Source organism: Aquirhabdus sp. (genome assembly GCF_046462495.1).
In the GTDB taxonomy this organism is placed as follows: domain Bacteria; phylum Pseudomonadota; class Gammaproteobacteria; order Pseudomonadales; family Moraxellaceae; genus Aquirhabdus.
The window spans coordinates 339,080-353,976 of sequence record NZ_JBKGVE010000010.1; the positions used below are offsets into that span (position 1 = coordinate 339,080).

At 46.1% G+C, this 14,897-nt stretch carries 13 protein-coding genes; 8 read left to right on the top strand and 5 right to left on the bottom strand.

The annotated features are described in order from the left end of the window. The first annotated feature begins 95 nt into the window (after nt 1–95). The 8 genes from ACLHG7_RS13600 (at nt 96) to ACLHG7_RS13635 (ending at nt 6,832) form a co-directional block, all read left to right on the top strand. Nucleotides 96–632 (top strand): NUDIX hydrolase, encoded by a 537-nt coding sequence (locus ACLHG7_RS13600; RefSeq protein WP_410211523.1) that lies wholly within the window; start codon nt 96–98, stop codon nt 630–632. Then, nucleotides 629–1,849, top strand: a complete 1,221-nt coding sequence (mnmA, locus tag ACLHG7_RS13605; RefSeq protein ID WP_410211524.1) for a tRNA 2-thiouridine(34) synthase MnmA — start codon at nt 629–631, stop codon at nt 1,847–1,849. Before ACLHG7_RS13600 ends, mnmA begins: the two co-directional genes overlap by 4 nt. Further along, nucleotides 1,846–2,556, top strand: a complete 711-nt coding sequence (locus ACLHG7_RS13610) for a DUF489 family protein (RefSeq protein WP_410211525.1) — start codon at nt 1,846–1,848, stop codon at nt 2,554–2,556. Before mnmA ends, ACLHG7_RS13610 begins: the two co-directional genes overlap by 4 nt. Nucleotides 2,557–2,647: 91 nt before the next feature. Beyond that, complete coding sequence (purB, locus tag ACLHG7_RS13615) at nt 2,648–4,042, top strand: adenylosuccinate lyase (protein WP_410211526.1); 1,395 nt, start codon at nt 2,648–2,650, stop codon at nt 4,040–4,042. A gap of 231 nt (nt 4,043–4,273) precedes the next feature. Continuing rightward, nucleotides 4,274–4,723, top strand: coding sequence for a YiiD C-terminal domain-containing protein (locus ACLHG7_RS13620; RefSeq protein WP_410211527.1), 450 nt, complete (start codon nt 4,274–4,276; stop codon nt 4,721–4,723). A 68-nt stretch (nt 4,724–4,791) separates the two neighbouring features. Further along, nucleotides 4,792–5,454, top strand: a complete 663-nt coding sequence (locus tag ACLHG7_RS13625; protein ID WP_410211528.1) for a DUF2238 domain-containing protein — start codon at nt 4,792–4,794, stop codon at nt 5,452–5,454. 37 nt (nt 5,455–5,491) lie between these two features. Beyond that, nucleotides 5,492–5,878 (top strand): NUDIX hydrolase, encoded by a 387-nt coding sequence (locus tag ACLHG7_RS13630; protein WP_410211529.1) that lies wholly within the window; start codon nt 5,492–5,494, stop codon nt 5,876–5,878. A gap of 132 nt (nt 5,879–6,010) precedes the next feature. Further along, entirely contained in the window at nt 6,011–6,832 is an 822-nt protein-coding gene (locus tag ACLHG7_RS13635) for a ferritin-like domain-containing protein (protein WP_410211530.1), read from the top strand. 99 nt (nt 6,833–6,931) lie between these two features. On the opposite strand, the gene purF is transcribed toward ACLHG7_RS13635, so the two are convergent. From purF to ACLHG7_RS13660, 5 genes are all read right to left on the bottom strand, one after another. Continuing rightward, nucleotides 6,932–8,470, bottom strand: coding sequence for an amidophosphoribosyltransferase (gene purF / locus ACLHG7_RS13640; protein WP_114898396.1), 1,539 nt, complete (start codon nt 8,468–8,470; stop codon nt 6,932–6,934). 114 nt (nt 8,471–8,584) lie between these two features. Further along, the gene (locus ACLHG7_RS13645) at nt 8,585–9,166 is read right to left on the bottom strand and encodes a CvpA family protein (RefSeq protein ID WP_410211531.1); all 582 of its coding nucleotides are present in this window, start codon (nt 9,164–9,166) and stop codon (nt 8,585–8,587) included. Continuing rightward, nucleotides 9,166–10,176, bottom strand: coding sequence for a quinone-dependent dihydroorotate dehydrogenase (locus tag ACLHG7_RS13650; RefSeq protein ID WP_410211532.1), 1,011 nt, complete (start codon nt 10,174–10,176; stop codon nt 9,166–9,168). The genes ACLHG7_RS13645 and ACLHG7_RS13650 overlap by 1 nt, the downstream gene beginning before the upstream one ends. A 109-nt stretch (nt 10,177–10,285) precedes the next feature. Then, nucleotides 10,286–11,773, bottom strand: coding sequence for a DUF3999 family protein (locus ACLHG7_RS13655; RefSeq protein ID WP_410211533.1), 1,488 nt, complete (start codon nt 11,771–11,773; stop codon nt 10,286–10,288). After that, entirely contained in the window at nt 11,766–14,699 is a 2,934-nt protein-coding gene (locus tag ACLHG7_RS13660) for a DUF2339 domain-containing protein (RefSeq protein WP_410211534.1), read from the bottom strand. Before ACLHG7_RS13660 ends, ACLHG7_RS13655 begins: the two co-directional genes overlap by 8 nt. Nucleotides 14,700–14,897: the final 198 nt, after the last annotated feature.

The following is a 14,897-nucleotide window of genomic DNA, read 5'->3' on the forward strand; positions in this document are numbered from 1 at the left end:
TTTTATCTCGTCAATATCCAATAAATGGGCAACTTTTCATTGCATTTAAAAGACTACATTTTAGATGCAATGTACTTATATTACCTTTGGAATCAATGATGTCTTGGACTCCTCACGTGACTGTCGCCACCATTATTCAGCAAAATAATGCTGTGGAAGGTAGTGACGTCCGTTTTTTACTGGTCGAAGAAGAAAGTATGAGCTTGCCGTATCTGGTGATTAACCAGCCTGCGGGTCATGTCGAGGCCAATGAAACGTTAGTGGAAGCTGCGATACGCGAAACTCTGGAAGAAACCGGTTATAGCGTTTCGATCGAGAGTGTCCTTGGTATTTATACCTATACGCCGCCCAATGATGCTGACTGTACCTATTATCGAATGTGCTTTATTGCACAAGTCGTTTCACATGATCCAACTTACCAGTTGGATAGAGGAATCGTCCGTGCGGTATGGCTGACCCTCGACGAATTAAAAGCCACTGGACGGGCACGCTCCCCCCTTGTTCTTCGTTGTATTGAGGATGCACTATCAGGGCAACAATTTCCTCTAACAATGATTTTTGAGCATCCACAAGGCACTCAAACACCAGAAATATCCTCCACAGATCATAGCGTCAAAGGCACACCACGATGAATCTCGTTTCCGAAAATCACTTAAAGCACGGACATAAGTTTGTCATGGTCGGGATGTCTGGTGGTGTTGACTCATCAGTGTCCGCAGCGCTCCTCATGGAACAGGGTTATCATGTCGAAGGTCTCTTCATGAAGAACTGGGAAGACGATGACGGCACTGAGTATTGCACCGCAATGCGTGATTTGGCAGATGCGCAAAGCGTCTGTGATACCTTGGGCATTAAGCTGCATACCGCCAATTTCGCGATGGAGTATTGGGATCGTGTCTTTGAACACTTTCTCAAAGAATACCAAGCGGGTCGAACACCTAACCCTGATATCCTGTGCAACAAGGAAATTAAATTCCGTGCTTTTTTAGATTATGCGCTAACGCTGGGCGCTGACTATATCGCGACAGGGCACTATACAAGACGCGGTCCAGTCACACAGAATCAATCGGGAGAACTGGTCGCCGACCTACTCCGCGGCGATGACCATAACAAAGACCAAAGCTACTTCCTGCACGCAGTCCATGGTCGTGAGATTGCGAAAACCCTATTCCCTGTCGGAGAGCTGGTCAAGCCACAAGTAAGAGCAAAAGCAGAGTCCATTGGGCTTTCAACGGCGGCAAAAAAAGACTCTACAGGGATTTGCTTTATTGGTGAACGTCGCTTTAAAGACTTTTTACAACAATATTTGCCAGCGCAAAAAGGTGAAATCATCACGGATACCGGTCGTGTCATCGGCACGCATGACGGTTTGATGTACTACACATTAGGACAACGCGGTGGGATCGGTGTGGGTGGATTAAAAGACCAGGCCGAAGGCGCATGGTTTGTTCTGGCCAAGGATCTCACCACCAATCAATTGATCGTTGGGCAAGGGCATAATCACCCCCTGATGCTGAGCCAAACCCTGCGGTCAGAGCCTATCGATTGGGTACGTGGCGACGCCCCTCTCAGCATTGACCAACCGCTACGCTGTACCGCTAAAGCACGCTATCGCCAAACTGATCAGGGCTGTACAATCTATGTCGACCCTAGTGCTGAAGGCGCCGTAAAAGTGGTTTTTGATGAGCCCCAACGTGCAGTCACTCCAGGACAAAGTGTCGTGTTTTATCAAGGGGATGTCTGCTTAGGCGGTGGTGTCATTCGTTCAACAGATGCGGGAAAAACCGATTTATCAAGCGTAAATACAGCGGGTGATCGTCACCAAGCCAGCTTGGAACGCATTTCATGAATGTGTTTAATCCCGATCCCAATGCGCCAACACCGCGTCAGGTTAAACTACTTGCACTCGCCGCAATTTTCCAAGCGGCGGGCTTGGCCTATGCGTTTGCATCACAAGGCAATGCTGCACTGCTCGGTCATCAAGACGCGTTTGATTCATTATTAAAAATCTCTTTATCCGAAGAAACGGATGCCTTAAAACGTCTAGGTGGTATCGATGAGCTGGCATTTGGTCTGAAAACCCTAGAGAACTGCCTAACCGTTCCCTTCTCCGCAAACCCGGCACCTAAGGCAAAAGTACTACGCTTTACTGAACCCATGCGCTACGCATTTGCGCTGCTGCAAATCGAACGTAAGGTTTATGGCAAAACAGCACTCGTATCGCATCTGACACAACAGCAAAAGCTGCTCAGTCAACGTGTCGCTTTCTTTGATCAGCGCTATCGCCATCCTTCCATCCTTGCTGGAATGGCTGCGACTTATCTTGCCACGGCAGGAACCTTAAGCACGCGTTTAAAAATTAAAGGGCAGCAAACCACACTGACAGACCCCGCCAATGTCGATTGTATTCGCGCTTGTCTTTTTGCCGGTATTCAAGCGGCTCATATGTGGCGAGAAATGGGGGGGAGACGTTATCAACTCATTTTAGGTCGACGAACCATGATTGAAGACTTGCGTGCCCTTGCTATCGCACGATATCGATTGAAAAAACTTTAATATTGAAAATATTAATCCGGCTGTAGACTTATTTTTATTGATGCACTCATTTTAATTTTGTTATTGATACTTTGTACTTGGAACCATGCTCATGTTAAACACCCTTACCGCGCTTTCTCCTCTTGATGGCCGCTATGCCAATAAATGCGATGCTTTGCGTCCTTACCTTTCTGAATTTGGTCTGATTGCAGCGCGGGTTAAAGTGGAAGTGCACTGGTTACAGTCGCTTGCTGATCACCCTGCTATTGGTGAGTTGGCGCCATTCTCCAGTGAAACCAATGCTGCACTTGATTTGATTATTCAAAATTTCAGTGAAGCAGATGCAGAACGCATCAAAACCATTGAAGCAACGACAAACCACGATGTCAAAGCGGTTGAATACTTTCTTAAAGAAAAAATTGCTCATATTGCTGAACTCAAAGATGCCGGTGAATTCATCCACTTTGCCTGTACCAGTGAAGACATTAACAACTTGTCACATGCATTAATGCTGCAAAGTGGCCGTGAAATTCTCCTTACCTCGATGCGCCAGCTCCGTGATGCAATTGGTGCATTGGCAGTTAAGCATGCTGACCAATCCATGCTGTCGCGTACCCATGGTCAAACAGCAAGCCCGACGACTCTGGGGAAAGAATTTGCAAACGTCGCCTACCGCCTCGCCCGCCAAATCAAACAATTTGAACAAGTCGAGTTACTGGGCAAAATCAATGGTGCTGTTGGTAACTACAATGCCCATCTGTCTGCTTATCCAGATATCGACTGGGCGGCTCATGCGCAAAGCTTTATCGAATCATTGGGTCTGGACTTCAACCCCTACACCACCCAGATCGAACCGCATGACTACATGGCTGAACTGTTTGATGCCTTAAAACGTTTTAATACCATTCTGATCGACTTCAACCGTGATGTGTGGGGTTATATCTCTTTGGGATTCTTCAAACAAAAACTTAAAGAAGGCGAAGTGGGTTCATCAACCATGCCGCACAAAGTTAATCCCATCGACTTTGAAAACAGCGAAGGAAACCTTGGTCTGGCCAATGCAGTGCTCGCTCACTTAGGTGAAAAATTACCGATTTCACGCTGGCAACGTGACCTGACTGACTCAACCGTCCTGCGCAATATGGGTGTTGGCTTAGCGCAAAGTTTGATTGCTTTTGAAGCCTGCTTGAAGGGTATTGGCAAACTTGAATTGAATGCCGACAAGATCAATGCCGACTTGGATAATGCCCAAGAAGTCTTGGCTGAACCGATTCAAACTGTTATGCGTCGTTATAACGTTGAACAACCTTATGAAAAACTGAAAGCATTGACCCGCGGTCAAGCAATGACCCGTCAAATGATGCTCGACTTTATTGCTGGCAATGAACTGCTTGCGGTTCCGGAAGCGGATCGTGCACGTTTGGCATTGCTCACGCCTGCGAACTACACGGGTAGTGCTGCACTACAGGCAAAAGCATTGCCTGAGTTATTGGCTAAATTAAAATAAGCCAACCATTCAACCCCAAAACAGGATGAGGGCTTAAGTCACCATCCTGTCTATACTCCTTTTATGCCATAGACTTTTACAACGAGAACCGATATAACTGATCAGACCGACATAAAATGAAATGGAAAAAAGAATTGATTACTCAAGTACGATGCAGGATGCCAATAGCAAAACATCTAGACCCCAAAAACTATAAATATATTTGTATATCAACCTTCTGAGATATACATCATGACACCAAAAGAGCTTGAACTCTACCTTCATCAGCACATCCCTCTAACCAACGCTATGCAGATCTCCATTCTTGAGATTGCAAATGAAGGCGTGGTCGTTAGCGCCCCTTTAGCACCGAACATCAATCATCGGGATACAGTATTTGGTGGCAGTGCATCGGCCGTCGCAATCCTTGCAGCATGGGCATTTGTGCATACTCGCCTGCTTAGTGAAGGCATTAAAAGCCGCCTCGTCATCCAGCGCAATAAGATGGAATATGACCTCCCCATTGATGGCACCTTCACCGCGCACTCGAGTCTCGCTAATCCTTTGGATTGGGATAAATTCACTCAGACGTTGCAGCGCCGTGGACGAGCCCGCATTACCATCCTCTGTGTGTTGAAGTACCAAGGCCAAGACGTCGGGCATTTTGAAGGTCAGTTTGTGGCGATGAAAATAGACGACTAATGGTCTATCATGAGTTATAGAATTCAATAAAGTTTCATGTAACTATTAGTTAGAAATAAGGATTAGCCATGAGCACTCTATCCTTTCAAAAGAAAACGTCTGTGCCGTTCCCGAAGCCTGATTCATTTCATTGGCGGTGGCTCAGTTTACTTGTGATTGCCTCGGCGATCGCTTCAATCCACCCACTGGAAATGCCAGCTTATCTTCTGCATCAATCCGGCACCCTACTTGGTGTCTTATTGATTCTATGGCTCACCTATAAACACTATGTGAGTCGTACTGGCTTTGCACTGTGTATTATTTTTTTATTGATTCATGTTATTGGCGCGCACTATCTCTATTCATACGTCCCGTACAACAACTGGTTTAAGCATTTATTGCATGTCGATATCAATGCGTATTTTGGCTGGTCACGCAATATGTATGATCGCTTGGTGCACCTCTCTTATGGGCTACTCCTTTATAAAATCATCTCTGATTTTTTCTCGGTGTGGTTACCACAAGCACGTCGTGGACAGGTTGCATTGCTCGTCATTCAATTCGTCATGGCATCCAGCATGTTTTATGAGCTCATTGAATGGGTGATCGCAATTGATATGTCCCCTAAAGATGCTGAGAATTATAATGGTCAGCAAGGTGATGTCTGGGATGCGCATAAAGATATGGCCATTGCCACACTCGGTGCCATCACTGCTTGGCTAATTTCTTGCGTAAGACAGCGCAAACATTAACTCCCCTCCCTCTTACTTGCTTCTTAATTTTAATGCCATGACCATTTTACGCTGCGCTTGCCTTGTTTCCGTTCAAAACGACAAACTCTTACTGGTCCGAGTCCGAGAAAATGAGCACTGGTATCTACCGGGAGGAAAGATTGAGCAAGGCGAGCTCCCTGAGCAGGCTTTGCAGCGTGAGCTCTTGGAAGAGCTGGGGATTACGTTACACCCTGAATCTATAAATTATTTATATACCATTCAAGGGCCTGCATACGGTCAGGCTGGGGAAGTTGAACTCATTTGTTTTGCTGCTGAGTGGACAAATCAACCCAGAGCATTGCAAGAAATCAGTGAAGTTGCATGGTTGGACTGGCAGGACTCTAGCATACTGGCACCCGCGGTTCATATCCTCTGTGATCAGTTTTTAAATCCATCACATTAAAAAACATATGCATGCGCCAACCCATTGAACAACAAAAAACTTTACACCGTAACACTCATACAATACACACTAATCGCTGCTCCTGTCATGATTTATACATAACACTCTGGTAGGCACTATGCAGGACATCACATGAGCTATTCTTCGACCCAACCCTGGACGCTTGAAAGCCTCGACTTCGACCGTATTGATGTACAGCAAATTCGTCACAATGAAGATTTATTTTTCTTGTTATGTAGCGCCTCGTTTGTCGAAAGTGGATCTGATTTTTACACCCATAATCTGGTCGACCACTTTGGTGGAAATGACATACTGCAAACTTGGCTGGGTGATCACTGGGAGCATGAAGAACTTCAGCATGGCCTAGCCCTCGCCACTTATGTGAAACATGTCTGGCCCGATTTTGATTGGGATAAGGGCTTTAAAGCCTTCTGGAATGAATATGGTCAGATATGTACAACCGAGCAATTGGAAAGCAGTCGTGGCCTTGAATTAGCCGCACGCTGTGTGGTCGAAACAGGAACCGCAAGTCTATATCGTGCACTGAACGAAATCGCTGAGGAGCCAGTGCTGAAGCAACTCACCAAATACATTCAAAATGATGAAGTACGGCACTACAAAAATTTTCTTCATCATTTTAAACGCTATCAAAAGGTAGAAAAACTCAGTCGACTTTCGATATTAAGTGCACTGATTCGGCGAGTACGTGAGATCAAAAATGAGGATGGTGACATTGCTCTGCGTCATGTCTTTAATACCAAGTATCCAGATCTCATCGATAACGACTCAGAATTCCAGCTAGTCAGTAGCCGTGCACAAAAACTCCTGCGCAGACATATTCCTGCCAGCATGACCATGAAGATGTTGCTTAAACCGCTGGACTTACATCCGCGCCTGCAACGATCTCTAGAAAAACCATTAGTCATGGTAACAGAGCGACTATTTTTGCATTAAGGCTTGGATCTTCGAACACAATAAAAAAGAGTCGGTTCATTTCTGAACTGACTCTTTTTTATATCTCAAACGTGAAGAACAACCGCTTAATTGATCAAATCAAGCCTCTTCTTTCACCCCAGTCATATCCACAGGCGTATCACCCATCACTTCAACCAGCGTCACACCACCTGATTTCGCCTGATCATTACGGCTCTTTTCAAGTTTATTTAAATACGCTTCATCAATTCCGCCCGTGACATATTCGCCATCAAATACTGAACAATCAAAGCGCTCAATATGTGGATTACCTTCACGTGCGGCATCAATCAGATCTTGCAGATCTTGATAGATCAGACGATCGGCACCGATGATTTGGCGTACTTCTTCTACCGTATGACCGGATGCAATCAACTCACTTTTTGCTGGCATATCGATGCCATAGACATTCGGGAATTTCACAGGTGGCGCTGCGGATGCGAAGAAGACTTGCAATGCACCGGCATCACGTGCCATCTGAATGATTTCATGACACGTTGTACCCCGTACAATCGAGTCATCAACCAACAATACATTCTTCCCTTTAAACTCGAGTTCTACGGGATTGAGTTTTTGACGAACTGATTTTTTGCGCTGGCTTTGACCTGGCATAATGAAGGTACGACCGATATAACGGTTCTTCATAAAGCCTTCGCGATATTTCACACCCAATAATGATGCGAGTTCAAGTGCAGCCGTACGACTGGTTTCCGGGATTGGAATCACCACATCAATCTGATGATCTTCGCCCCACTCACGCAGGATCTTATGCGCCAGTTTCTCACCCATACGCATACGTGATTTATAGACTGAAATACCATCAATGGTTGAGTCTGGACGTGAAAAATACACGTACTCAAAAATACACGGATTATAGACCGGATTCTTTGCACAGATCTTGGTGAAAATTTGACTGTCCGAGTTGATATAGATCGCCTCACCCGGCTCAATATCACGTACCACATTAAAGCCCAGCGAGGTAATCGCGACGGACTCAGACGCTAAAATATATTCTTTTTTACCGTTTTCAGCATCGCGCTCACCGTAAATCAGTGGACGAATCCCATGCGGGTCACGGAAACCCAGCAGGCCATAACCAGTGACCATAGCAATCGCAGCATAGCCCCCTTCACAGCGGCTATAGACCTTAGTCACGGCATCAAAGATATCATTTTCGTTCGGGTTTTCCTTACCCAGTGCTTGCAGTTCATGCGCAAACACATTGAGCAATACTTCCGAATCCGAGTCGGTATTGATATGGCGCAAATCAGAGCGAAATAAAGTCGCTGCGATTTTATCGGCGTTGGTTAAATTGCCATTATGTGCAAGCGTGATCCCATAAGGTGAGTTCACATAAAATGGCTGTGCCTCTGCGGAACTGCTCGAACCTGCCGTTGGATAACGGACATGACCCATGCCAAAATTGCCAACTAACCGGCGCATATGACGGGTATGGAACACGTCACGCACCATGCCATTTTCTTTGCGCAGGAACAAGCGACCGTCTTGAAAAGTCACGATCCCTGCCGCATCTTGCCCGCGATGTTGGAGCATCGTCAGAGCATCATATAACATTTGATTAACTGGCGTTTGAGCGGCAATGCCTACGATTCCACACATAACAACCTCGCGGATGGCTGGAACAAAAATAAAATGAACAATACAATCTGTACAACACGATTTACTATAGATTCTTTTTTGAGCATGAACTGCTAAAAAAAGAATCACGATACCTTAATGCGTGGGCTGTACATCGGGGTGATGCTGCTTAATTTCAAGCGGACTCTGCTCTGACGCGTGGGGTTTTGAATTCAATTCATCCCATGCTGTCGTTGCCAGATCACGTCCGACATTGATTGCAAGCGGTGCATAGGGCAAAAGAGACGGGGCTAAAATAGATTGCTGCCACCATTTCTCTTTACTCGCCCAAGAGCCGATCAGACTCATCACCACCAACACAATCAATACACCACGCGCAGCGCCAAATACACCGCCTGCTAATTTCTCTAAAGGCGTCAAAGCTAAAGCATCAATCAAAGACTTCAGCAACATGCTAAAGCCCCAAACAATGGTCAACATCAGCAGAACGATGACTAAGAACGCCAAAGCCGTTTGCAAAACAGGGTCAGTCACCACACCTGCAAAAACATGCGCCATATTCCGCGCATAGTGCGTGCCCATATAAAGAGTGGCAAACCAACCTAACAATCCGACAAGCGACTGAACCAATCCAACTTTAAATCCGCGATACAAACTCCACAGTACAATCACTGCGATCGCGATATCTAGGGCGGAAAAGCCACTCAGACCATCCATTAGGACAATGCCCGAACCGCGTCATTAATCAATTCAGGTCCACGGTAAATCAAACCGCTATAAATCTGGACCAATGTCGCACCAGCATCAATCTTTGCTTTAGCATCAGCACCTGAGGTAATTCCACCAACCCCAATCAATGGAATGTTGCCTTCCAAACGTGCGGCGAAATCTGCAAGAATTTGCGTACTTTTTGCGAAAACAGGTTTACCCGATAAGCCCCCAGCTTCAGCGCCATGGCGTAAAGACTCGACCCCAACACGAGACAACGTTGTATTGGTTGTAATCAGTCCATCAATCTCAAAACGTAAAAGCTGTTGGCTAATGAACTCAACATCGCTTGGTTCTAAGTCTGGAGCCACTTTGAGCGCCAAGGGCACATAGCGACCATGCGCAGTCTGTAACTGTGACTGACGATTTTTTAGGGTTTCAAGCAATTCACTTAAGGCGTCACCACTTTGCAGCGAACGTAAACCTTGCGTGTTGGGAGAGGAAATATTGACGGTGATATAAGATGCGTGTGCATAGACTTTGTCCATGCACTTTAAATAATCTTCTGATGCGCGCTCCACAGGCGTATCGAAATTTTTTCCGATATTAATGCCCAGAACACCTTTGAACTTTGCTTTCTGCACATTCGCAACCAAAGCATCGACACCAGCGTTATTAAATCCCATGCGGTTAATAATCGCATCTGCTTGCGGCAGGCGAAATAAACGCGGTTTAGGATTACCAAGTTGCGCACGAGGCGTGATCGTTCCAATTTCTATCGAACCAAAACCTAAAGCGGCCAATGCATCGATGTAATCGCCGTTTTTATCAAGCCCAGCAGCAAGACCAACGGGGTTATCGAAAGTAAGCCCCATGCATTGCAGAGGTTGAGTAATTTTTGGAAAAAGATGTGGCAGAACACCCAATCGGGTCGCACATGCGATGGAAGCCAACGTCGCATAATGAGCGCGTTCAGGATCGAGTGCAAACAGTGCAGGGCGAGTCAACGCATATAACATAGGCTAGAACATATGGCAGCATCAAAACGCGATTATACGCTGCCTGCCATCAGGTTGCACGACTTTACAAAGTCGGTTTATTGATTTTTGAACAGTTCTACCCTATCGATCAATCCGTTTGTCGATCTAATCCTCGGATTAAACGCCATGCTGCAAATCCAAGTCCGGTCACAATGATGACTAAAACACCCCAGAGACCATATCTACGCCAAGGAATAGTCTGGGGAATAATCTGGATTGCCCCCAATTGTGCGGCTTGAGCCTCAGGTAAATCTACCGGCAAGTCTGAATCCAACAAATTATTATCCGATGGACTATTAATTTCCAAATGATAAGGCGCTTGACCTTGGGCTAAAAAATATAATGCCTGTGTTGGGCCATAAATGGTCGCAGGCAGTGGCGCAGTACGTGGACCTGTGCCCTGTAACTTCCAACTCACCGCTTTAAGTAAAGACTGATCAAGATCAGTAGCGCTTTGATCAACAAGCCAAAGTGTATCTTTAACGGCCTCTTGACCCACTGGCGGATTTTTCCAATGATGCAGGCTTTGCTGTGTCAGCAGTTGCCATTTATCTACCGCATGTCGATCACTTTTTTGTACTGGCAAAAGTGCAGACAATGACAAAGACCAGACCTGATTCTCAGGGATTGAGAACTTTACAGCAGATGCCGCAACTGGAATCGGAATATCTAATAACCACTCACCAATCTGAGCGCTCGTTTGTTGCGGGCTACTTTGCTGGTTATTCGGCTGGAAAACTACATTCTGGGTTTGTATTACATTCTTCTCGGGTACCACAATCGTCAAATTGGCGCCCGTTAGTGCCAGCGGTGCAGACAGCGATAGTCGCCAATAGCGATACTGCTCGCTCACTTGTATACTGCTTTGTTTGAGTTGCCGATCATCCGCGGCAGGCTCCGCAGTCTCAAGCAAGGATGCCGTCGCCACTTGAGACCAACTGACCAGATCATCGCTCCCCTCTAAAGTCGCATCCATCGACAGCGCAGATTTGGGCCACAGTAACGTAATCTTACGCACATCACTGGTTTTATCGATCGTCTGATTGGCCTGCACGGGCATCGCAAGTAACCACTTTTGATCCTTACCATGGCCCGCCTGCTCCAGCTGTTTAAGCTGAGCATTACTAGGTGAGTTTGAAGGCAATGTCACGGTTGCTTGGGTTTGTCCATCACTAAGCTGAAACTCAAGACGTGCCGCATCATTTGATGTCATAGGCGCTTGTGCAGGCCAATGATAAGCACGCAACGTCACCACCTCTTCTTGAGCGGGCTCCATTGGGGTCTTGATCCGAATAGGCATCACATGTCGATTTGCATCCAGAACCTGATAGTTGCGATCATCATGATTGGAGTGCCTATTAAGAAGCGCAATAACATTAAGGGGTAAATCAACTTTCTGAATGCCCGAATTTGAAGAGGGGGTGGCATTAACGATTTGAATCGGGATACGAACATGGATCGGTGCAGTTTCAGCATCGACAAACGAACTTGCCAATAAGCAGCAAGCGATATAAATTCGTTTGCGGGCGGCACTTTGACTTTGAAATGCACTACCCGCCATATTCATCTTATTCATTATGGGCTGTCCCTACTTTATTCTGATCTACTATTTTTTCATGACTACCGTCAATTTGCGGTGTACCGTTTTTATTCACTTCATTTTGTTTTGCGCGAGCAGGAGGCAAAGGGGCAATATAGCCGATTAAGAGCATAATCAACCCTGCACCGATAAACGAGATAATACGCGCCATCGCTCCTACATGGGATAAATCAACCAACAATAATTTCACCACGACCAAAACGAGCAAGACAATGCCCGCAACCCAAACCTCACGCCAAGCACGACGACTTGCAATACCCGTTAAGAGCAATGCCAACAAAGTCCAGACAATGGTGAGTGAGGTTTGCACAGTATCGTCATGCCACGCATCAGGCCAAAGCGGCGCACCAGCCCATTCATGTAAGGTGCGCACAACGATCCCGGTCAGGGTCCAGAAAACCGCAGCGCCCATGGCCGCGTAAATAATTTTTTTAAATGGAAGTGCGGCATAAGAAGATAGACGCAAAGCCGCAAAACCAACCAAAGCAAAGGTGATATCCAAAGCATTGATTAGCGGCACATACACCAATCCAAAGAATCGACCATCGACCTCGATATTGGCAATAAATACCCATACCCCAAATAAAACCAGAAGGGGTAACGCTAAATCTTTCAATAGACGATCTTGATTCAGCCAAGCAGGGATATGTCGCAGAGCGATAAATCCGAGAATCAATAATGCGGGAATCAATGCGGGAATCGTCCATAAAATGACGAACTCACATGTAGCAAGTAGCAAAATACCGCTAGCCCAAATCACCTGATCCCCACGACTGGAGCTCGGTTTTATTGTTGTGTGGCTTAAACTATTTTCTGACATGACCGTTGCCAAGCGAATCAGCGATAGCGTGCCCAAGATGATCCAAGCAAGACTTAGCGGCAAGAATAAATGGTTTGTAAAGGTTGCTAAAACAACCAACAACGTTACAGGTAACAATAAGCGCACAGCCCAATTAATCTCAAACCAGTCCAATAATCGGTCTAAAACCAAACCAGCAGCAATGATTATCAAGAGATCGATTGCAATACGCATCGCAAATACAGAATCTAAATGACTCTCTGCAAAATAATCAATTTTGGATAAATTTGAATCGATAAACAAACCACTGGCGACTAGCCCCACACTCAGCACAATACCTGCAAGACCCAAAAATCGAGGAGACTTTACGGGTTGATCCGTAGATGAGACTTCATACGAGGATGTATTCTGAATCCGAAGCAACGCCGCTGAAACTAAAAGCGTGGCAGCCAAAACACCTAATCCAATGTTAATGGAACCGCTGTTATCCAGCGTCATCCAAGCCAGTACAGCGCAACTAATCAGTTGTAGGAGTAAACCAAAAGCTACTGACCAAGGTCTCTGCTGACGCTGCCCGATCCAGACAAGCCCAGCACCCTGCACCGCCCAGCCTGCCGATGTCCACTGTGCATCCAATGCCAAGGGCAAGACTAGGGCCAAGAAGCCAACGCCCAAGGCTAGAGTCCCTTCGGTTAATAACCGTAGGGAGCCCCCCTGACGTAAGAGATAGCGCCCAAGCAATAGATAGACACCAGACAACACCGCACTACTAATCGCCAGCGCATAGGGCAAATCATGAAGCAGCCCCGCCTGTAAACCAAAGCCTAATATCGGCACACCAAATAAAAGTGACCCATCTACAACCGGAACATACCGATTGTTCGCCCTCAACTTCGCCAATTGCTGGCTATAGCGGATGACGATAAACAAATACAATGCCAAATGAACCAACAATAATCCTTCAAGTGGCCAACGCAGCACAGGCGCAAGCGTTTCCCATGCCTCGATATGATATTGCTGCCACCCCCAGAATCCGGCAAGTCCAAAAGTAAAAAATGCCCCGAGTAAATTCAAGACTTTCCAAGTCCGATAATGAGCAAGCCAAGCAATTGCGGTATTCAGCAGGAGATAATAACTAAACAATCCCACGACATTACCACTGCCATCTGACGTTAGAATAGGTGCTAAGAACGCGCCCGCAAAAGCCATAAACGCCAAAGGAAATGCATCTTGTTTTAAGGCCAGTGCAGCAGTGATGACAGATAAAGTCGCCAGCAAACAAAAAGTCAGCATATCCGGGAGCAGATGATATAAACGGAAGGCAGCAAACAAGGTCAGATATAAAATCGCCAGCCCCCCTCCCTCCAAACTCAAAGCATAACCACGGCGCGATAACGCCGCAACGACTGCCTCTTTCACATCACCCAGATCGTGTACTTCTGGCTCAGAAGTCGTTTGCATACCCTGCGCCGGGTTTGATTTTGCGACCAAACGAATTCCAAGCAAGGTCAGAACAAAACCGCCAAATGCGACCAAAGCAAGGCGTACTTCGAGCGGAACCACAACATGCTCACTGGCGAAACGCAACAGCAACACGACGCCAATCAATAAAACAATCACACCCACACGAACAATTGCATTACCGCCTTGAAACCAAGCCAATAAGGAACGCCAAACCGATGACACCACATCCGTTGAGCGTTCATCAGGCTCAAGATTTGATATAGCTTTCTGAGAAGGTGCTTGAGGAACAATCGACGCAGGTTCAGAGATGGAATCTTTAATCTGTGAGTTTAGGACATCTGGAGATGGCAGACCTGATTGAGAGATAGCAGACTCAACTACTGCGACCTGAGGCAAGGATTCAATCGTGGATGATGCAGCAGGTGGGGTTAAAGAGCCGATAATCGCTGCGATTGTTGCCGTTGAAGATGCTGTTGATGTGGCTTGCTGTTGATGGATCGGTTGATTGAGTTGTTTTTCAAGTCTGTCTATGCGCGCATTCAACGTTTTACGCAGATCGGAGGTACGAATCAGGAGTACGATAACCGCAATATAAGGGAATAAAACCAGCGCGGCTGCAAATAACACCAGTACTTCCATACCCCCACCCTTAAAGATCTATTGTATTAATTTTGATCACATTATTTGCTTACAACTGTTCTTGGCGATTAGAGATGATCCATGCAAAACAACTGATCGACTGCTTCAGTGCAGCAACCTTGCCCATATCCATCATCTAATTAACAGTTATCTTCGTCTAATATTAGACGAAGATAACTGTTTTGAATTGGATGTATT